The 20,209-nt window shown below is 44.4% G+C and carries 20 protein-coding genes, 1 pseudogene and 1 CRISPR repeat array; of the genes and pseudogenes, 11 read left to right on the forward strand and 10 right to left on the reverse strand.

Translation table 11 applies throughout. From position 1 onward, the window contains the following. On the forward strand, positions 1 to 1,613 hold a 1,613-nt coding region (locus tag QUA47_RS01865; protein WP_333429491.1), incomplete at its 5' end, for a CHAT domain-containing protein. Positions 1,614 to 1,638: 25 nt separating this feature from the next. Further along, positions 1,639 to 2,091 carry a Uma2 family endonuclease gene (locus QUA47_RS01870; RefSeq protein ID WP_333429492.1) on the forward strand — a complete coding sequence of 151 codons (453 nt, stop codon included), beginning with the start codon at positions 1,639 to 1,641 and terminating at the stop codon, positions 2,089 to 2,091. Positions 2,092 to 2,211: 120 nt separating this feature from the next. On the opposite strand, the gene QUA47_RS01875 is transcribed toward QUA47_RS01870, so the two are convergent. The 4 genes from QUA47_RS01875 to QUA47_RS01890 all read right to left on the reverse strand — a co-directional run bounded on the left by QUA47_RS01875 (position 2,212) and on the right by QUA47_RS01890 (position 4,235). Then, a complete protein-coding gene (locus QUA47_RS01875; RefSeq protein WP_333429493.1) occupies positions 2,212 to 2,550 on the reverse strand; it encodes a type II toxin-antitoxin system PemK/MazF family toxin in 339 nt (112 codons plus the stop codon). Then, complete coding sequence (locus QUA47_RS01880) at positions 2,537 to 2,761, reverse strand: CopG family transcriptional regulator (RefSeq protein ID WP_333429494.1); 225 nt, start codon at positions 2,759 to 2,761, stop codon at positions 2,537 to 2,539. Before QUA47_RS01880 ends, QUA47_RS01875 begins: the two co-directional genes overlap by 14 nt. Positions 2,762 to 2,829: 68 nt before the next feature. Then, a complete protein-coding gene (locus tag QUA47_RS01885; protein ID WP_333429495.1) occupies positions 2,830 to 3,057 on the reverse strand; it encodes a hypothetical protein in 228 nt (75 codons plus the stop codon). Positions 3,058 to 3,083: 26 nt separating this feature from the next. Beyond that, positions 3,084 to 4,235, reverse strand: a complete 1,152-nt coding sequence (locus QUA47_RS01890; RefSeq protein ID WP_333429496.1) for a peptidoglycan DD-metalloendopeptidase family protein — start codon at positions 4,233 to 4,235, stop codon at positions 3,084 to 3,086. A gap of 215 nt (positions 4,236 to 4,450) precedes the next feature. On the opposite strand from QUA47_RS01890, the gene QUA47_RS01895 reads away from it, so the two are divergent. Continuing rightward, a complete protein-coding gene (locus tag QUA47_RS01895; RefSeq protein WP_333429497.1) occupies positions 4,451 to 5,047 on the forward strand; it encodes a hypothetical protein in 597 nt (198 codons plus the stop codon). Positions 5,048 to 5,279: 232 nt separating this feature from the next. Here the strand turns inward: QUA47_RS01895 and QUA47_RS01900 are convergent, their stop codons facing one another. Beyond that, a complete protein-coding gene (locus tag QUA47_RS01900; protein WP_333429498.1) occupies positions 5,280 to 6,572 on the reverse strand; it encodes a Rieske 2Fe-2S domain-containing protein in 1,293 nt (430 codons plus the stop codon). 411 nt (positions 6,573 to 6,983) lie between these two features. Here QUA47_RS01900 and QUA47_RS01905 point away from each other — a divergent pair, with 411 nt between their 5' ends. The 5 genes from QUA47_RS01905 (at position 6,984) to QUA47_RS01925 (ending at position 9,773) form a co-directional block, all read left to right on the forward strand. Beyond that, positions 6,984 to 7,283 (forward strand): hypothetical protein, encoded by a 300-nt coding sequence (locus QUA47_RS01905; RefSeq protein ID WP_333429499.1) that lies wholly within the window; start codon positions 6,984 to 6,986, stop codon positions 7,281 to 7,283. Between the two features lie 208 nt (positions 7,284 to 7,491). Continuing rightward, positions 7,492 to 7,911, forward strand: a complete 420-nt coding sequence (locus tag QUA47_RS01910) for a GNAT family N-acetyltransferase (protein ID WP_333429500.1) — start codon at positions 7,492 to 7,494, stop codon at positions 7,909 to 7,911. 91 nt (positions 7,912 to 8,002) lie between these two features. Then, positions 8,003 to 8,728, forward strand: a complete 726-nt coding sequence (locus QUA47_RS01915; RefSeq protein ID WP_333429501.1) for a 2-phosphosulfolactate phosphatase — start codon at positions 8,003 to 8,005, stop codon at positions 8,726 to 8,728. Between the two features lie 65 nt (positions 8,729 to 8,793). Then, a complete protein-coding gene (locus tag QUA47_RS01920) occupies positions 8,794 to 9,105 on the forward strand; it encodes a type I restriction-modification system subunit M N-terminal domain-containing protein (protein WP_333429502.1) in 312 nt (103 codons plus the stop codon). Positions 9,106 to 9,113: 8 nt separating this feature from the next. Next, positions 9,114 to 9,773 carry a hypothetical protein gene (locus QUA47_RS01925; protein WP_333429503.1) on the forward strand — a complete coding sequence of 220 codons (660 nt, stop codon included), beginning with the start codon at positions 9,114 to 9,116 and terminating at the stop codon, positions 9,771 to 9,773. Positions 9,774 to 10,175: 402 nt separating this feature from the next. Here the strand turns inward: QUA47_RS01925 and QUA47_RS01930 are convergent, their stop codons facing one another. Both QUA47_RS01930 and QUA47_RS01935 read right to left on the reverse strand, forming a co-directional pair. After that, positions 10,176 to 10,610, reverse strand: coding sequence for a hypothetical protein (locus QUA47_RS01930; RefSeq protein WP_333429504.1), 435 nt, complete (start codon positions 10,608 to 10,610; stop codon positions 10,176 to 10,178). Between the two features lie 499 nt (positions 10,611 to 11,109). Beyond that, a CRISPR array of direct repeats spans positions 11,110 to 11,579; the repeat unit is 25 nt; unit sequence CTAAAACCCTATCAGGGATTGAAAC. 316 nt (positions 11,580 to 11,895) lie between these two features. Next, positions 11,896 to 12,381, reverse strand: a complete 486-nt coding sequence (locus QUA47_RS01935; protein ID WP_333429505.1) for a hypothetical protein — start codon at positions 12,379 to 12,381, stop codon at positions 11,896 to 11,898. Positions 12,382 to 13,123: 742 nt separating this feature from the next. On the opposite strand from QUA47_RS01935, the gene QUA47_RS01940 reads away from it, so the two are divergent. Further along, positions 13,124 to 14,779, forward strand: coding sequence for a leucine-rich repeat protein (locus tag QUA47_RS01940; protein ID WP_333429506.1), 1,656 nt, complete (start codon positions 13,124 to 13,126; stop codon positions 14,777 to 14,779). Between the two features lie 466 nt (positions 14,780 to 15,245). On the opposite strand, the gene QUA47_RS01945 is transcribed toward QUA47_RS01940, so the two are convergent. After that, complete coding sequence (locus QUA47_RS01945) at positions 15,246 to 15,917, reverse strand: tectonin domain-containing protein (protein ID WP_333429507.1); 672 nt, start codon at positions 15,915 to 15,917, stop codon at positions 15,246 to 15,248. Positions 15,918 to 16,157: 240 nt separating this feature from the next. Between QUA47_RS01945 and QUA47_RS01950 the strand changes: the two genes are divergently transcribed. Then, positions 16,158 to 16,298, forward strand: a complete 141-nt coding sequence (locus tag QUA47_RS01950; protein WP_333429508.1) for a hypothetical protein — start codon at positions 16,158 to 16,160, stop codon at positions 16,296 to 16,298. A gap of 636 nt (positions 16,299 to 16,934) precedes the next feature. On the opposite strand, the gene QUA47_RS01955 is transcribed toward QUA47_RS01950, so the two are convergent. Further along, on the reverse strand, positions 16,935 to 18,257 hold the full coding sequence (locus tag QUA47_RS01955; RefSeq protein WP_333429509.1) for an acetamidase/formamidase family protein: 1,323 nt from the start codon (positions 18,255 to 18,257) through the stop codon (positions 16,935 to 16,937). 292 nt (positions 18,258 to 18,549) lie between these two features. After that, a pseudogene (locus tag QUA47_RS01960) lies at positions 18,550 to 18,804 on the reverse strand (IS701 family transposase); the annotation flags it as partial. Positions 18,805 to 18,934: 130 nt separating this feature from the next. Between QUA47_RS01960 and hpsP the strand changes: the two are divergent. Continuing rightward, the gene (gene hpsP / locus QUA47_RS01965) at positions 18,935 to 20,149 is read left to right on the forward strand and encodes a hormogonium polysaccharide biosynthesis glycosyltransferase HpsP (RefSeq protein WP_333429510.1); all 1,215 of its coding nucleotides are present in this window, start codon (positions 18,935 to 18,937) and stop codon (positions 20,147 to 20,149) included. Positions 20,150 to 20,209 lie beyond the last annotated feature (60 nt).

Raw genomic sequence — 20,209 nt, forward strand, 5'->3', positions numbered from 1 at the left:
ATCCAAATAATCCGAATAATCCCGACAATCCAAATAATCCGAATAATCCCGACAATCCAAATAATCCGAATAATCCCGACAATCCAAATAATCCGAATAATCCCAATAATCCCAATAATCCCAATAACCCCAATTCGCCGCCAATATCACCAAGGGATAGAGCGCGATTTGATAGAGGGCGATCGCTTTTCCCCGATCCGAACCAACCCTTTAGTCGCGAACAGCGGCAGAACCAAAACAGAATATCGCGAGATATAGGAAAACCCGGAGACAGGATGCCGCCCGAAAGAATGCAATCTCCCAGAGGGCTGAGAAATTTCATCAATTCAAATATCAGAGATTCAGTTATTCAGTCAGCAGCATTTCGCGGCGATATCGGCAGGAATTTGGAAATCGGCAATATATCGGCAGCTTTGTCTCTGCTGGACAAATCTTTCAGCCAAGAATTTCGGGAATATTTGGGCATCAACATCAGCGACGAGTTGGTATCCCCAGAGGAAATCAAAAAAAAGTTAGCATCGGTGGGCGCAGAAACGGGCACGAAACCCAGCTTAATTTATCTGTTCTCGCAGCCCGAAGAATTAAATTTAATGCTAATAAATTCTTGCGGTGAAGTGGTTCACAAAAGTGTGCCGGCTGCGAACCGGGCAGAACTGCTGAAAGTTGTAACTCAGTTCAGGGATGAGATTACCAAACCGGGAGTGCGGACTACTACGAGTTATCTACCATCTTCCCAACAGCTTTATAAGTGGATGATTGCGCCTTTAGAGGACAGTTTGAAAAGCTGCGAAACGGATACTATTTCCTTTGTTGTCGATCGAGGTTTGAGAGGTATGCCCTTTGCTGCTTTGCACGACGGACAGCAATTTTTGGTGGAAAAGTACAATCTCAGCCTGATGCCCAGCATTAATTTAACAGATACTCGCTACGTCGATCTCAGAAATTCTCAAGTTTTAGCAATGGGTGCCTCGGAATTTTCAGAGTTGAATCCTTTGCCTGCAGTTCCTGCTGAAATAGCGGCTATTTCCCGAGAGTGGCCGGGAGTTAGTTTTCTGAATGAGGATTTCACTTTGGATAATTTGAAGCGACAGCATCAAAGCCGACCTTTTGGGGTTATTCACTTAGCTACTCACGGCGAATTTCGACCTGGAGCACCGAATAATTCTTTTATTCAGTTTTGGAATAGTCGGCTGCGACTGGATCAATTGCGGGATTTGAGATTGAATGATCCGCAGGTTAATCTGTTAGTTTTAAGTGCTTGTCGGACTGCGGTGGGAGATGCACAGGCGGAGTTGGGTTTCGGGGGTTTGGCGCTGCAAGCGGGGGTGCAAACGGCTTTGGGGAGTTTGTGGTACGTGAGTGATGAAGGTACTTTGGGATTGATGAGTGAGTTTTACCAGCAGTTGAAGACGGCGCGAATTAAGGGGGCGGCGCTGCGACAAGCGCAAATTGCCATGTTGCGGGGAGATGTGCGTTTGGAGGGGGGAAGATTGCGGGGTTTGAGTCGGGGTCAGGGGGTGGAGTTGCCGAGTTCGCTGCAAGGGTTTGCGGATTTAAAGTTGTCGCATCCTTATTATTGGTCGGCTTTTGTGATGATTGGGAGTCCTTGGTAATTGGTGATTAGTGATTTGTTATTGGTTGGATATCACTGATTTTTCGGGAAAACTCGATCGCCCGCAAGCCAGCAAGTTCCCAGTGCGATCGGCCTTTTCACGATTTTTTATGCCGAGTCCGCCACCACACGATCGCTTGATGTCGTTTCCGGTTGCACCGGAATTATTATATAAAGGACACGGCACTGCCGTGTCCCTACCGCCACCTGATTTAGTAATCGAGATTGACATTACTAGCAGTTCTATCAACCGCATGGAATTGTATGCGAGTTTGGGCGTGCCAGAGGTTTGGTGTTATGACGGTTCGCGTTTAATATTCTATCAGTTAGAAGGTCAGGAATATGTAGAACGGGAGGTTTCTCCTCACTTTCCTTTTTTGTCGCCATCTGAGATTATGGGATTTTTGGAAATGCAAGAAAAGGTGGGTGAAACGTCGATGATTCGAGGGTTTAGGCAGTGGGTGAGGAGTCAAATTTAGTCAGGGGAATGAACGAGGGCGATCGCCTACGGGATAGATCCCCTTCACGCTCTTTTTTCAGCCGATTGATCGCACAGGCGGGACGCCCGTGCCACGAAAAAAAACGCCTATATATCCCAGTTAATCTACATCTAAATGCAGTTTGAGATCAACATTTACTAACTGCATGATTTCCTCACTCAAACTTCCCACTGCATCGCTGGTGATTCGCTGTTTAGAAATTGTCCGTACTTGCTGTGCTTGTACGTTAGAAGGTTTGGATAAACCGCTATCCTCTGGATTTAGTAAGACCTCGAAAGGGTAGACACGGGTTACATTAGAGGTAATTGGTAGAATTGTAACTGTATTGGCAGCACGGTTATTAGCGTCATTGCTTACCATCAATACGGGACGGCGTTTATCTATCTCAGAACCAACCGTAGGACTTAGATTAGCGTAGTAAATTTCACCACGTTTCATCTGTCAATCCATCGGCAAGTGTTAGAGCCCAAGCGGAGTCTACTTCACTGGATGCTTGTCGGTAAGCAGATTCTAGTTCTTGATTTCGCAACAATTCTAAAGCTACTGCAATTACTTGGGAGGGCGAGTTGCATCCTTTAGCAATTTTGTAGCTTTCAATAAACTGTAGTAGCGATTTTGATAGGGAGATTGATATTTTTTCAGCTTGCATTATCTTAGTAGTAATTACAAAGATTTTTACTCAATTATAGCACAAGCAGTAAACCAGAGTAAATTCTACTATTTACAGGGCGATCGCCTACGGGATACCTCCGCTTTACGCTCTTTTTTGAAACGATACCATCGCACAGGCGGGACGCCCGTGCCACGATTGATGGGGATGGATAAAGGGCGATCGCTCTTTTTGAGAGTGTGGGAGAAAGAAGCGATCGCTGGGGAGCCAAAAGTCAGAACACGAATTCGATCGCTCTTTTCATCCGTCAAGAGCGCTCGCTCTTTCGCAAACAAGTTTTTTCCGGCTGAAAGTTCCTGTTTTATGTGGTGATGAAATCTCTGGTTGAGAGTTGAATACCACCATTAGATGACGAGACACCCAACGCCACAGCCAAAACTTCATTGGGATTACTACTCAAAACAATTGCTGTATCATTGCTGGAATAGCCCGACTGGCTACCAGAACGCAATTGATATTGACTAAGACTTCCTTGGACTTTAATCTTGTCAGCCTGTCCGCTTGAAAAATCTTGAATAACAGCCCAACTACTACCTAAGTAGCCTTTTCCGTAAGAATCACCAATGATGAAAGTATCTGCACCTCCCTCACCGCGTAAATAGTCAACTTCCCCATTTCCACTCAATCCACTGTAGTAAAAGCCATCTAAAACATCGTTACCTGCGCCACCAATGAGAGTATCATTTCCAGTCCAGCCACTTAATAAATCATTGCCATCATTGCCGTAGAGAAGGTCATTGCCACTATTGCCATTAAGGGTATCATTCCCAGCGCCTCCACTTACTGTGTCATTCCCTGCTAAACTGTTAATATTGTCGTTACCTGCACCTCCTGTAAGGTTGTCATTGCCTGATGTAGGAGTACCGTTTGTATTACCACCTCCATTATTGCCCTGGTTCTTCAACTCCGAAAAAGCTTGGAGGGGACTCATCGTAGCATTCAAGACAAAGTTTTGGTCTGGACTGGCACCGCCAGTTCCTTGGAAAGGTGGAGTGCGTACTTCTAAGTGCAAGTGATTGGCTCCTGATTGATTGCCAACTTGACCGAGGAGTTGTCCGGAAGAAATGGTACTTCCTGTTGCTAAACCGTTGAAATTTTGTAAATGACCATAAACCCACTGACGACCATCACTACTATTAACTGCGATAAATGCTCCATCACTAGGGGAAGACCATGTCCAAGCAACAGTACCAGAAATGGGAGCTCGCACTGAAGTTCCTGCCCAAGCACCGATATCAATGCCAGCGTGCCATTTTTTGTAATAATTGTAGTAACCTTGGTCGTAGGCATAACCGGTTGTCATCGAATATGACTTCCCTAAAACTGCTGTGGATAAGTTCGTAAACACTTGCTTGACTTCGGCTGAACTTTCTCCATTAGAGGTGTTTCCATCAAATAAAATGTCATCACCACTAGCTCGATCCCAGTCATAATTATTTGTTGGTAAAGGCATTGCATTTGCTCCTTTTATATTGAATTAAGTGATGGAAACTTTTTACTTAAATTTCCTTCGCACATTTCTAATATCTCAGATACAAATTGGCTTAGCGGCTCAGTTTGGCTCATCTTTTTAGCTCAGTTTGACTCACTAAATGGCTCACTGCTTTTTTTACTGAACCAAACTGAGCTAAAATTTGGATTGGGAAACCGTTGGGGGTAATGGTTAGTATGGCTAATACGCTGAGAGCATCACAACAGGGGCTAGACCAGGTTGAGAAAGCTATACACGCAAAAAAGCGCTGGAAGAGAAACAGTATCACGTGGCAGCAGGCTGCCGATACTTCTGAAGCGACACTGAAGCGGTTTTGGAGGAAAATACCTATTAAACGACAGTCCTTTCTCAGAATTTGTGAGGCTGTAGGTGTTAACTGGGAAGAAGTTGCTGAACCCAGCGAAATTAAGGAAATAGAGTTACCTGTGGTATCTGTTGCAAGCACAACACCTTCACTGGAAGACCAAATTAACGTATTACCACTACAACCAACTGACGGTTACAGCAAAAACCAGCGTGGGATATGGATTCCCAATTTACGATGCCGAAAGGTGTGGGGAAGAGAGAGTTTCAGTGAAGAAGTGTTACACCGGCTAAACGACCCGCAAGAAGCACCTATCCTCTCTCTATGCGGTAGTGCGGGGTACGGCAAGACAGAAGTAGCCTGTAAAGTTGCTATGGCAGCAGTGCGTAACAATCTCTTTGCTGATGTGCTATGGATCAAAGCAAGAGACACTGAATTTTCAGATGGTAAAATCAGCGGCGTTGCTTAATCAGGGTATGAAAAAAATAACTTAAAAATCCCGAAGTTTTGTGGATACTGGTTTCTCTAACTTGCTGATTTAGCCCTTCATACCCTAAATCAGCAACGCCCGAAAATAAATGATTATTAAAAATATGAATTTACCTAGGATAATTAGTATATTTATCCTGTGAGCATCTGTTGGCTCATTTATTGAACTTGATTGAGCAGAAAACTACGCCAAAAGTGCCTAAAAATTGCCCTTATCTGTGTGCATGGATGTAGTCCAAAAAGTAAAATCTAGGACGAAGCCAAAATCTCAGCCAAATGTAAGCTCCTAGACCTAGTAGTGCTATCACAATTAAGGGTAAGCCCACGTAAAGTCGCAATTCATCAGGAAAGAGAGCAACAGCGCAAACAGTAATCACAAAGTAGCCTAAAAGCAATGCTTGTAAGCGTTGCACGACCAAAAGTGCTTTTCGACAGCTACTACAATGTTGGGTGTGTTGTTTGTAGCGATCGAGCGTTTGTTGGCGATCATTATTGATATTCCGTGTCGGTGGAACATTGATTCCAACTTCGCTCCAGGGGAGTTGTCCGTGACAATAGCCGTCAAACCACTTCCTAAACTCAATTACTAAACGGTCTGCACTTGTAGGTAACTGATAGGCAGTTTTCCAGCTTTGGGTAGATTTTGCTTGTTGGAGAAAATACTCTTGCTGCTGTAGAAGAACCATATCTCCCTCAAGAACAAGATTGCGATTGGTGATGTGATCCCACCAACGGGGTTTGAGACGATAGAGTGTTTTGCCAAAGTTACGGGCAAATAGAGCGACAATTCTAGACTTCCCAGGAGACACAGGTATACAGTAGGTGATTAATCCCAACTTTTTGCTGTCATCGCCAAAAATGAACGCATACTCCAAGCGAGAAGGTGGTTCAAAAGTGATTTTTGTTTGAAAAGGCCCAACTATTGCCCCTTCAATCAAATTGGGTGTTGATTGCAGGATTTGGAAGGCAATTGGTCTTGCTTGTTTACGGTTGCCTTGCACGCCGTGATGAGCAAAAGGAACATGACTCGGATCTGCCACATTTTCCACAAGGGTTTCCCAGTCATATTCTAAATCTCGTACAAAAGAAGACCAAACAAAGCCTTGAGTTGCATCTATTTGCGGTGATAAAGGTAAGGGTGTATTTGCAGCTTTTTCGCTTGATTTTGCATCTGGCCAAATCCAGAGTAAATCCTGTTGCTGACGAACTGGTAGTGCTACAGCACACAGATTTTCTTTATTCTTGCTTACAAGTTCTGGATTTTCCGCTTGGGGAATATGAGTACAACTTCCCTGCTCATCAAATTGCCAACCGTGATAGCTACACATTAAATTCCCTGTTTCGTCATCAATGCGTCCCTCACTTAGGGGCGCAAGGCGGTGGGGACATCGATCTAAAAACACTTGGAAAGTTTCAGATGATTTGGGTTTCCAGATAACTAAACGCAGTCCCAAAAGTGTTACTGAAGTTGGTTGCTTGGGATCTAAGTCTTCGAGTGGTATCATAGGATACCAATGCTCAAAAAAATTGAATTCTGGTTTCATTTGACAAAAAGTTAGGGTGTCGGGGGTAGGGAAAGAAAAAGACCTCCAAGTTCCCCTGGATTAACCTGCGCGCTCACACAAGAAATGGAGGTGCCTTATATTTTACCCCAGACGTTGGGGAGCAACGCCGGCATTCCGCTGCGGATTATTCAAAAAATCAGTGATCACAACAACCTCGAACAATTGCAGCACTACAAAAGAGGTGAAGCCGGATCAAGTCAATGGAGCGAGCGCGAGTCTTTCCATGCTTTCCTACACGGGAAAAGGGTAATAGCCCGATGAAGGTGTAGCGCTTTTCACCCCTAGGCTGGAAAATATACAAAGCTGACTCTCGTACCAGAAAAGCAACGCATTAAACCAACGAAATTACCTATGACAATTGGCAAGCTTGAACTAATCATCAAAATTAACGAACTACCGAATAACGTAGAGACTAACAAGGACAACTGGAAAACCTTTGAGCTTGACTGCGACGGTCGGGTAGTGTCCGTTAGTGTTAAGCCAAAAATATGGAAGAAGCTTGAAGATGCTGCTGCCAACTATCCCATGTGGGTGGCTGCTATCGGTGGCAAGATGGGTGAATCAACCTCTAACGGCTTTGTGCTATCAGACCCAAGTATCCAAGTCTTTGAGAAAAAACCGAAGGAACCTAAACCTGAAGCCCAGCAGTGACAGAGGTTTGAGTAGCAATTGTGCAGAAACTTGCGAACAGGGCCCAAAGCCTCGCTTAGCAAGGATTTAAGCTAAATCAGTTAGCAAGCCATTTACCGCAAATTGGCTTGCTAGCTAATCTAACTGACCCGTCTGTTGTTTTAATCCGGAACTGTTATAATCGCGTGATTTGTGATTGAGGTTTGGGATGCAAGTCCGGTTGGCGCACATGGATGATTTGGATGAGGTGACGCGGTTGTTTGATCGCTATCGCATCTTTTACGGTCAGATTTCAGATCTTGATGCGGCTCGTCAGTTTATCCAGATGCGTTTCCAACAGGGTGACTCAACAATATTGATTGCCTTGGATGAACTTCAGGGTGTGGGTTTTACTCAGCTTTATCCGAGTTTTTCGTCAGTTTCAATGAAACGAGTTTGGATTTTGAATGATTTATTTGTGGAAGAAATGGCTCGTTGCCAAGGCGTTGGGGCACAATTAATGCAAGCGGCGGAAAGCTTTGCACGTCAAACGGGTGCCGTGAGAATTGCATTATCTACGCAGATGACCAATCAAAAAGCGCAATCACTTTACGAATCTCGTGGGTATGTCAAAGATGAGGTGTTCTATCATTACTCACTCCCGTTGTAATTCATGTATATTGCTTATCCTGACGTAGCCTCCGCACTTCCAAGCCCTAAGCTGGGAAAAATGGACAAAGCAACGTAGTTACACAACTGACATGATTTTCAACCAATCAGAGTTTGAACTTCGCTGCGAATGGGGATTTCAGGGGGTTGCCCAACTCGCACCGATCAGTGACGTGATCATTATTGTTGATATCCTCTCTTTTTCAACCAGTGTTGAAATTGCTACGAACAACGGCGCAATTATCTTTCCCTATCAATGGCGGGATGAATCAGCACTTGATTACGCAAAACTTGTCAACGCTGGTTTAGCCAGTCGAGAACGGCGACCCAGTTATGGCTACTCCCTTGCCCCTTCCTCACTACTTAATATTCCTGCTGGCACAAGGCTCGTCTTACCCTCACCTAACGGGTCCTTTCTAACGTTACACACAGGGTCAAAGCCAACACTAGCCGGTTGTTTGCGAAACAGTGAGACAATTGCACAGTTTGCGATGGCGCGCGGGACTAGGATTGCTATTATCCCTGCTGGTGAGAGGTGGCCTGATGGGAGTTTACGGCCCGCTCTGGAAGACCTAATTGGAGCGGGTGCCATTCTTTCGCATCTAGATGGACGATTGTCACCGGAGGCAGAAGCGGCTGTGGCAGTATTTCGCCATTGGCAAGATGATCTCGTTACAGCATTGAAAAAATGTAGTTCGGGTAAAGAGTTGGTTGCTAAAGGCTTCACCACAGATATTGAGCTAGCGGCTGCGTTTAATATCAGCAACTGTGTTCCCTTATTGACTGATAACGCTTATGTCAAACAGTCAGGTTATTAAACTTCTATCAAAAATAGAGAGATTCTCCACCACTCAGATTCTGCGTCTAGTGTCAACTCCTTCTAGTGGGCTTCTGCTCTAGGCTGGGAAATAGCGCAATCAACGCCCAGACCAAGGAAAGCCTAGAGCAGAAGCTATGGAAGGCGGCGAACAAGCTGCGAAAGAACATTGACGCGGTAGAGTATAAGCACATCGTCTTGGGGTTGGTTTTCCTTAAATACATCTCTGATTCTTTTGAGCAGTTACGCTATCAGATTGTTGCAGAAAAACATAGCGGACGTTTGAAATGCGTTTCCGAGCCCTCCAAGGGGACAGAATTTTTGATTGAGCTTCCGGTGCTGCAAAAAGTTCTGGCGGCGCAATTAGAATGCCTGTAGTTGTGCGAATGACTGATGGAAAAGAATTCCTGAAAAGAGAAGTTAAAATTATGTTTGCCAGATGCGGAAGGGTCATGTTGATCGTCGCGGGATTATTGCCTTTAACTATTTTTGCGTCGGCTGCTGAAAGTTCGTCAAGTGGCTTAAGCGATACTCAGCAAGCATCCTTGAGAGCGCTGGGTATCCAAGTGGCTATTCCTACATACGTGCCTAGTGGCTTCCAAGTTGCCAAGGTAGAATTGAAACCTTGTCCGCCTAACTCCAGTCGCAATGCTCGAGGAGTTTGCGGGCGCGCTCCTAATTACACCATTCTTTATCGAAACTCAGCAAATAATTGTTTTGCACTCAACGGCATTGCCGACGGAATTGGTGGCGGAGGGTTTGAGTTTTCCTATCCTGTGCGTACTGAAATTTTAGGCAACATAATTGTGGAGTTTGGCAGGGATGGCTCTCAACTGAGATCTGGCCGCGCTAAATCCGAACAAGTTCCTTCTCCAGAACAATTGAAATTGCCCCAATCAAATCTATATAGTTTTCCGGCAGGTAACGGGCCTTACTATAATGTCAGCGTCGGAGACGGAGAAAGACTCTATGGCTGTAGCAAAAACTCTAGCATCACACCTTTAGAATTGGAAAAGATTGTCAAGTCCCTTGTTTGGTTGAAGTGAGAAAGCTAGTCAAGCAGCTTTCCTTTATCTAATGTCTATCTCGTCTTCCTGTCAAGGGGGTTGAGCAATTACCAAACCATACTTAGAGGTGGAGCCAGATTGAGTCAGAAAAGCAACCGCTTCCTTTCTATATAAGAAACACAAATACTCTGACCTAGGTGTAACAGTTCCGAGTCATAGGTTGGGAAAGGGAAGTTTCCCTGCTTAACCCTCAGCAGGACTTTTTCGATGGCCGCTACCGCTTCAGCTAAATTGGCAAAATGTTGGCTCGGTCATCGGAAAAATAGCCGCCTGCCCGTCCGGTTGAGGACAGTTACAGCCATGTGTCACGCGCTTGAAACTATTTAATGATTTTAGCGGCTCCAATCTCTAGCTCAGAAAATATGAAGAACCAGAAATGGTTTAAACTCCTAAGTATTCTCCACCATTCTCGGAGAATAAAGATTTTAAAATCTCCCACTCCTCATCCGTACCCAGACCGTCCCAATAAGCAAATATCCAACAGTCATGTAGTGTTTCGACTACGTGCTTTTGGTCTTTTGTCCACTGGGTTTCATCAATAGTAAGAGGGCGGCGTTCTAATAGACTTGAAAGGTCAAAAAAAAGTTCACCTCTTTTAGGAACATCTAGGACTATAGTTCCCAGGAATTGATTATTACTGTCAAACAAAGGTCTAAGTAATTCATAATATCCATCTTTATCGCTTAAATCACTTAACCAGTGACCATATAATTCCATTACTGCTGTATATTTGTGAATATTCCAAGTAGAACTCTCAGGGCTTTTGGGACATCTTTTAATAAGTTTTTTAATTTCTTTAATTGTGGGTGTGGGCATAGGTTTCAGATAAGTTTACTCAGAAGAGTCTAGCAGGCTGAGGAGAATATCTGGAATGCGCTGAAGGTACTACAAACCCCCAGATGCGTTAGCAGAGTCTAGAATCGCAGTGTATTGGTTGTGCTTGCTCTGCGTCCTAGATAGTCCCCGCCTGGATACTGAAACAGTTGATTTAGCAGTGTCCCCTAGGGTTCAGTCTTTCTCAACCCACACCAACACTGAAACAGTCTCATCACTACCCGTAACTCACCCTTAGTCCAGGTGGTTCGGTCAACACTTGTGGGTGCTTGGGCTATTAGTGCTTGTAACTCTTCAACTGTGGGCATAATTTTACCTTTATACTGACCAGTTTCCCCGTCTAGAATAAATTGTAAAATGAGTGCAAAAATTTGGGTATTGACAATTCAAAGGCTGGGATGGTACTTTTGTTTTAAATTTACGGAACTGCACGTTGAAAACTAAATACACCAAGGCTTCTGGAACTGGCCACAAGAAAAATCTAAAACCCTATTAGGGATTGAAACACCCTAAATCCCATCGGTGCCAGAGCGACTCCGAAAACCGGAAATAACCTAAAACCCTATCAGGGATTGAAACTGGCGTGTTTGCTTAGACACTCTAAGTGTTAATCACAAGCCAAAAACAACCTAAAACCCTATCAGGGATTGAAACTGCACAGAGATAGAGGCACAAGGTTTGCAGCGTCTATTCTTTGCCGGAAACAATCTAAAACCCTATCAGGGATTGAAACATTCCTCTGTTAGCCGACTACGCTATCCCAGACGATGGTTGGAAACAATCTAAAACCCTATCAGGGATTGAGACAGACATCCAGACATTTAAACATCTAGATGGTTAGATCATGCCGGAAGCAACCTAAAACCGTATCAGGGATTGAAACTCCTTCGTTACTTACTGCGTTACTACAAATCTTAAGTAAAGCCCTAAAACCGTATCAGGGATTAAAACTTGACTGACTTTGATTCCGGTTGATTCCTGGTTTTTGACCGAAAAGAGTGACCAGCGTTCTGGTTGCGGTCGCCGGAGGCGATCGCCGAAAGCAACAGTTGCTCGGACCGGGATTCCCCAACTACACGCAAGTTGGGGATTTTTAAGCGGTGGGTCAGCTTATTTTCCTAACCTGATGTAACCCCCCGGAATTTAACTTGTGGGGGCTTACCACTTCAAATCTTCGGGATAAGCTCGCCGCTTGATTTCTAGAGCCTCTGACACTTCGATGTCGGGAGCGCCGAAAATCTCTTGAGCTTCCTTCGACACCACTAGATTAAACTTTGTTTTCAGGTCTGAGACATTTCCTTTTCACATATTCCCGAAAATCTTTACTATAAAGCTTTCCGTTCATTTTCCAATACTTCGCTACTCCTGGATACTCCAGTTTAATTTTCAGGTAATTAGACCAACCTTGCCATAAAACTTCATCTAATAAATTGTTTTTATATTGATAATGGAGATTTTCATAGAAATTAAAAATGCTACAAACAAGTTCCCTAAACCTTAGCGCTTCATCTTTTTCTAGCGCTTCAGGCTCGTCACAACCTAGCCGATAGATGCGTGCTGCTTCTGAGTCTTGGCTAATTCGGGCTTCAATTTCTGCATACACACTAATAATTGATTGATAAGTAGCCCCTTTTATAGCTTTCGTACTAGCTCGAACCTGTATAGCCACATAGATGAGAGATACAACAACTCCAACCGCCTGGATAATTCCAGAAATGTCCCCTATAGATAGTGAAAAATTGCCTGTATTCATATAGTTTCTGATTTCCTTCTCCTTATTTCCTGCAATGCCTTATCTCTAAAAGTTTTGTTCTAAAAGCATTGCTACATTCTCAGCAATTGTTTCCTCCAACCCCGCGCCTCAACATTCAAAATCTCCAACTCCTCATTCAATAGTCCGGACAGTTTTTATATAAATTGACACATTGAGGGATGAAGCTCTTGAATTACGCTCTCTGGTTACCCCTTTTTCGTGTGATGGACTCTCGGCAGAAGATTACATAAACCCAGGGTGATAGTTTCAACTATCTTCTAGGCTTTATATCTCCCCAACAATATAGCTTTTTTATCGAAAGCTACATTGTTGGGGCTGGTTTGTTTGCCAAGATACTTAATACACTATTGCCTGGAAATGACACCCCACTTCTAAAAGCTCGAGAGTCAAATAAAAATTAGAAACTTTTGTATCCTGACCCAGCCGTACCCGTTTCGAGTCGTAGGTGGGGATATTGCCCTTTCCCCGCCTAAACCCTAGCGGGATTTTTTCGACGGGCTGTTAAGTCTTTGCCGAAGTGAAAAAAATTAAAAGACCGTCGGAAAAATAGCCGCCTGCCCGTCCAGCTAAGGACACTTAAGACCGTGTGTCACGCGCTTGACACTATTTAATGACCTTGGCAATTTCAGGCTCTGGCTCAGGATATACCTCTATGCTGACCGAGATGTAATGGTTATAGGGTTTTAAATGGGGTAAATACAATTACTGAGAGACAAAGGACATGACGCGAGAGGAAGCAGTGCGGCAAATTGAGTGGGCAGCTGAGAAAAAATCTTGGAAGCTGTATTTATTTTGTTTCGAGTTGGAAGAATTGCCACCAGAAATTGTCAAGTGTACGCATCTGAAATGGCTTGCTCTCGGAGGCAATAAGATTACCTCTATCCCAGAGGGACTCGGGCAACTGCCCCATCTGGAATGCCTTGACCTCCGTGACAATAAGATTACCCAAGTCTCAGAAGCAGTTGGGCAATTGTCCCATCTGACAGAGCTGGATCTCAGATGCAATCAGATTACCCAAATCCCAGAAATGCTCGGGCAACTGTCCAATTTGGAATGTCTTTACCTCAATGACAATCAGATTACTCAACTCCCAGAAGCGCTCGGGCAACTGTCGAATCTGAAAGCGCTTGTCCTCAGTGACAATCAGATTACCCAAATCCCAAAAGTGATCGGACAACTGTCGAATCTGATATTACTTAGCCTCGGTGGCAATCAGATTACCCAAATCCCAGAAGTGATCGGACAACTGTCGAATCTGACATCGCTTGACCTCGGTGGCAATCAGATTACCTCTATCCCAGAAGCGCTGGGACAACTGTCCGAGCTGACACTGCTTCACCTCAAGAGCAATCAGATTACCTCCATCCCAGAAGCGCTGGGACAACTGTCCAACCTGAGAACGCTTTACCTCTATGACAATCCGATTACCTCTATCCCAGAAGCGCTCGGGCAACTGTCTAAGCTGGAAACGCTTGACCTCAGTGACAATCAGATTACCTCCATCCCAGAAACGCTCGGGCAACTGTCCAACCTGAGAACGCTTTATCTCCGTAACAATCAGATTACCCAAATCCCAAAAGCGCTCAGCCAGCTCTCCAATCTAGATTGGCTTGACCTCCGTAACAATCAGATTACCCAAATTCCAGAAGCGCTAGGGCAACTGTCCAAGCTGAGACATCTTTTCCTTAATGGCAATGAAATTCTCTCTATCCCAGAGAGGCTCGGGCAACTGTCCAATCTGGAATACCTTAACCTCAGTGACAATCAGATTACCCAAATCCCAGAGGGGCTCGGGCAACTGTCCCGTCTGGAATGCCTTGACCTCAGTGACAATCAGATTACCTCGCTTCCAGAGGGACTCGGGCAACTGCCCCATCTGAGACGGCTTTATCTCAGCGAAAATCAAATTAGCTCCCTCCCCGAAGTGCTCTGGCAATTGTCCAATCTGACAGGGCTTAACCTCAAGGGCAATCAAATTACCCAAATCCCAGAAGTGTTCTGGCAACTGTCGAATCTGATAGATCTTAACCTCAGTGACAATCAGATTACCTCGCTCCCAGAGGGACTCGGGCAACTGTCCCGTCTGGCATGGCTTTACCTCGCTAAAAATCGAATTAGCTCCATCCCAGAGGAGCTAGGGCAATTGCCGAGGCTGAAAATACTTGACTTCAGTGAAAACGAGATTACCTCCATTCCAGAAATGATCGGGCAACTATCCGAGCTGGAAACGCTTGACCTCCGTAGCAATCAGATTACCTCCATTCCAGAAACGATGGGGCAACTGTCCAATCTGAGAACGCTTGACCTCCGTGGCAATCAAATTGCCTCCATCCCAGATGCACTCAGACAACTGCCCAGGCTGAAAATATATGAATAGCTGAGGAATTTGTAACAGTTTCTAAGTCTAAATAGGATATTGCAGTATCCTGATGTAGCAGCAAGGGTTATAAGCTCTAGGCTGGAAAATACTCCTTTCCGCGCCTAAACCCTAGCGGGATTTTTCCGACGGGCTGTTAAGTCTTTGCTGAAGTGAAAAATTTAGAAGACCGTCGGAAAAATAGCCGACTGCCCGTCCGGCTGAAGACACCTAAACCCGTGTGTCACGCGCTTGACACTATTTGATGACCTTAGCATTAGCAGTTCCAGGCTCTAGGTCAGGATATGTTTTTATGCTGATGGAGTTGTAGCGGTTCCAATACCAGGGCAAGAAAATACCTATTTGTCCAGTCATTCAGTGAGCCACTTGACAATTGTTTTTGATTGCATAAAATTATAGAAACTCTCTTTCGTCAGCTTATTAGTAAATCCAATGCCATATTAATCGAGGTAGTTGATACTTGAAATTATTTAGTTGTCGGCGTAGCAGGATGGTGAGTATAAACAAAAATCTCATTGTTAGCATTCAGACCCCAAACCGTGCCGTCTGCTCCAACTGAAATGTATCCTAGTGAGCCGGGAACCCTTTGCCAAGCATTATTTACACGTTGGTAGATTGCGTTACTTGCATCAAGCCCCCAGATATGAGACGCAGAACCAACGGATATTAGCTTCAGCTTTCCATCAATTTGCTGGAATTGACCATTCCCAGCATACTGGAAAACAATATTCTGATAACTAACACACCAAACCGTGCCGTCTGCTCCAACTGAAACCTGTTTGATTTGAGGAGTCATTCGTATTTGTTGCCAAGTATTCTTTACAAGTTGGCAGGCGCAGTAATATTTATCAACCCCCCAAATATGAGACTTAGAACCAATGGATATTTGGTTCATCGCCTGTCCACCAAGTGTGTGCCATGTAGGTGCTAAATACCAATGAGGAATATCCTGAAGACTGAGACCCCAAACCGTGCTGTCTGCTCCAACTGAAACGTATGTTGCCACCGCACCAATTTCTTGTCGCCAAGCATTATTTACGCGCTGGTAGACGGTATATCTATCAACTCCCCAGATATGAGACGCAGAACCAACGGATATTTGCGTCAGATTTCCAGAAACTAGTTGCCATGAAGACATATAAATTCATCCCTTTAATAAAATGGTTTGGGGAAGTCATGACTTGTTCGGTGTGACTAGCACCGCTCAGCCACGCAACATTTTCTTTAAAATTAAAATTACAGTATTTTAGCCCCTAGTCAATGGTTGGCTGTAAATTTTTGTGTCTAATCGACAATTTATAGAAATGGCTGACTAAACTCTTCACACCGATTTATAGGAATGGTCAGATAGAGACATCAACCATTTATGGAAACGGCAGTGATTAACGAAGTACGGGACACATTAGCTCCGGTGCAACTGCACCCCTTCGGTAAAATTTTGGCGTCGAACGTTCTCGAAGCTTTTACGTTAAATCCACAACTTGGGAAGAACGCCCGCCACTCACGCCGCAACCGATGACCGCTGCGCTAATTTTTCGGCGTCAACTTGTCCGACGCAGCCCCTTAAACTTACAGCAAACTCTACAGCGGACAAGCTGCCACTCGAAAAATTTCATCGGCTGCTTGACCTAATTTTTTGGGGTAATTTTTGAAATTGCAAATTATATAGTGTTTATTTTTCTTTTTTATGATTACCGGGTATCACTCACGAGATGGAAGTATGCTGACGTAGCTGTAGCGGTTTAAGCTCTGGGCTGGGACATACTGATATTTTGATGAAGAGATAGCAGTTTTAAGTCCTAGACTAGGAAAATTTAGTATCCCCGCCTAGAACAAGGTTTTGGAGTGAGTGGGAAATTATGCTATCCCCGCCTAAAGCTCCCAGCGGGATTTTTTCGACGGGCTCTTAAGCCGGTGTTGCTTAATCAGGGTATGAATGGAAAATTTCGGAATTGCTATAAGCCCTCGAAGGGTGAGTTTTGTAACATCAAGGGAAAAGTTGATTCATACCCTGATTAAGCAACGCCCAGCAAATTTAATTCTGGTAAGCCAAGTTAATGATCTTCAAGTCCCCCTTTTGTTGGCGTAGCCTGTCCAAAGGACATAAGGGGATTTAGGGGGATCGCACCACCACTTATCTGAACGCAAACTGCTGTTAACTTCTGACCCAGAGAGACTTGGGCATCAAGCAATGTAGATGTTTTGCTCCCGGCTCTATTTTGCCAATCCGTGCATCCATGGCTAAACTGGCAAGGGAATAGGCATCAAGGGGTACAAGTCCTTTTAGGGTCTGCATTCTCTCAATTAGACTCATGGCCGCCATGTTCATAGCCTGCATTGCATCACCATCGATGGCATGGGTGACAAAACTATCTGAGGTATCAGTGGTAGGGTTAGGGGCAAGGACTGGAGTTGGTTGTTTCGGTAACATACAATAGACCCCTTTTAGTTGATTGACCACCTCTGCTACTCGACAATCACCGTAGTTTGCCATGTATTGACGAGCTTCATTACTGTTTAAGCCTTTAGATTCAGCAAGAAATTTTAGGGTTTCTTCTTCCAGAATATTGATCGCAATATTGAGGTCTCGATCATAACCCATCGTTATCCAATGAGTATCTGACTCAATCCGTGGCCAAGTCAGGCGTTTACCCTTAATTACTTCTACAGTCAGGTTCAGTTCATTAAAGGCAGACTCGATCGCTGTTAAATTAATCTCACCATTACCTTGCACCGCATGGGAATCCCCAGACCACAATAAAGCTCCATCCACAAACACTGGTAAGTAAATCGTTGTGCCTTCTACTAATTCTCTACAGTCGAGGTTTCCGCCAAAAGGTCCAGGGGGTACGGTGCTATATTGTCCACTTTCAGCCCTCGCCACCCCAAGAATACCGGGAAACGGACGCACAGGTAATTCAATCCCCGGCAAAAATTCTGTAACCCCACGCTTGAGGTCAAGGAAGAAATGTTTTACTTGGGGTTCAGGGAAGCTAGTTGGGAATTGCCCTAGGGCAAGATTACCCGGCAGGTTCCAGTTCGAGCCATAGGAACGAGGCACAATCCGATTAATTTTGACTTTGAGAGTATCTCCGGGTGCTGCGCCCTCTACAAAGATCGGCCCTGTAATCGTATGGGGTCCACGACCGGGATTATTTACCCGCAGTCTAGTAATTTCTTCGATCGATACCCCCGGCAAAACTTGATTCATGGAAGCCATCATGGTTTCCATGACAACGGTGTCCCCTGATTTAATCCGAGCGCGGGGTGTCTCTGCATTATTAAACCAACCCCATTGGACTGTCTCATCATTGGCTGGCAGTAAGTACACACCACCCTGATACTGTCCCACATATCCTTCCTGTAAAGCTGCCATTTCCGATCGATTGGTTGGAGTTTGAGCAGTCAATTTACTTGGTAACAAGGTCGCAGCCGCAGCTACAGTCCCACCAAGAAGAAAATCACGTCGATTCGGCATAGCTTGCTTTTTTATGGTAAATGTCTGTAATCCCCTGATCCATCTAGATCAAAGCAAATATATTATTCAGGCTTATTCTTTTAGAATTTGTTATCTAAAATACAAATAGCTTAGAAAAGGAATAAACACTCACCATAAATCTATATCTTAAAGATGACAGATTTGAGCATATTTATATCTAATGTCTGAAAAAATAAGGATATTTCTGAGTCCGGTGATTTTTTCCCACTCAATTTCTGGATATTGAGACCGTACTTCTAGAGGGATATTTTTAACGGGACTTAAACAAATTTCAAGCCCAAATAAAGCCCAAATTAGCTTTGTAAGCAGAGAATACGTCCCAATTTTCATTCAGCCACTTGACAAACCTAAAAGATATTGCTGTCCGAAATGCTTCAAGCGCTTCCGTAAAGGTGTTTAAAGGTTTATTTGCCCATCTACGTCTTAATCCTCCGATTAAGGTATGCCAGAGGATAAAAGTGTAGGCACAAAATACCAAAATTAAATGCCTCATTAGACTGCGTTTATCTCTCACTTGATATTCTTTGGTGTTGCTTAATCAGGGTATGAATGGAAAATTTCGGAATTGCTATAAGCCCTCGAAGGGTGAGTTTTGTAACATCAAGAGAAAAGTTGATTCATACCCTGATTAAGCAACGCCGAAAGAACTATCCCCCATGCGAATTCTCCAAATTATCCCCTCCATTTCCCTCGTCTACGGCGGGCCGAGTCAAATGGTACTCGGACTTTCGGACGCCCTCACTTCGCGAGGTATTGAGCTCACAATTATCACCACAGATTCTAACGGAGATATCGGTCAACATCCCTTAGATGTCCCCTTAAATCAACCAATACAACAAAACGGCTATCAGATTATTTATTTCCGCTGTTATCCCTGGCGCCGATATAAATTTTCATTCTCGTTATTGCAGTGGTTGAATGAAAATGCGCGACAATTTGACCTGGCCCACATTCACGCTCTTTTCTCACCGGTAACTACCTTTGCTGCCACAATTGCTAGATATCGCCACTTACCGTATATTATCCGTCCCTGCGGTATGCTTGACCCCGCCGATTTGCAGAAAAAAAAGCGCTTAAAACAGATTTATGCAGCAGTTTTAGAACGCCCTAATTTAGCAGGGGCGGCCGCCATTCATTTCACAAGTAAAGAAGAGGCTAAAATCTCAGAAAGATTTGGTTTGGACTGCACAGGCAAGATGCCTGTGCCACGGGATTTGGACTTCCCAGGCAAGATGCCTGGGCCACTGGATCTGGTGATTCCATTGGGGGTGACAGCAGGTTTGTTTCCTAAGAGATTGCCCGAATCTCAAGTGCCAATTATCTTATTTATGTCGCGAATTGAACCTAAAAAAGGGCTTGACTTGCTAATTACAGCATTAGAAAGTATTTTGGCAGCGGGAATAAATTTTAAGTTTATTTTAGCAGGCTCAAATCCCCAAGATGCTGCTTATGAAACAAAAATTAAAGTACAAATTCAGAATTCAATCTTAGCACAATACACAACAATAACTGGCTTTGTGAGCGGCGATTTAAAAAGTGAACTGTTGACAAACGCCGACTTATTTGTCTTGCCTTCTTATTACGAAAACTTTGGCATTGCTGTAGCAGAAGCGATGGCTGCGGGTGTACCTGTCGCCATTTCCGATCGCATACATATTGCCGAAGACATACAGCAAGCAGAAGCTGGTTGGGTGGAACCTTTGGAAGTAGGGGCGATCGCCAATTCAATTAAATCTGCACTTCTGAATCCACAGGAACGCCAACGGCGGGGATTGAACGGCAAAGAGTATGCCAAAAAGCATTATAACTGGGATGCGATCGCCCAGCAAACCATCGATGCTTACCAGCAGATTTTGTCGTCTACTAACTAATGTCACAGCGGTTTACCTTCTGCTTCTTCGCCTGCTGCGAGTTATAGTGCCGCTGCTATC

The sequence above is a fragment of the Microcoleus sp. MON2_D5 genome, assembly GCF_036701905.1.
GTDB lineage: Bacteria > Cyanobacteriota > Cyanobacteriia > Cyanobacteriales > Microcoleaceae > Microcoleus.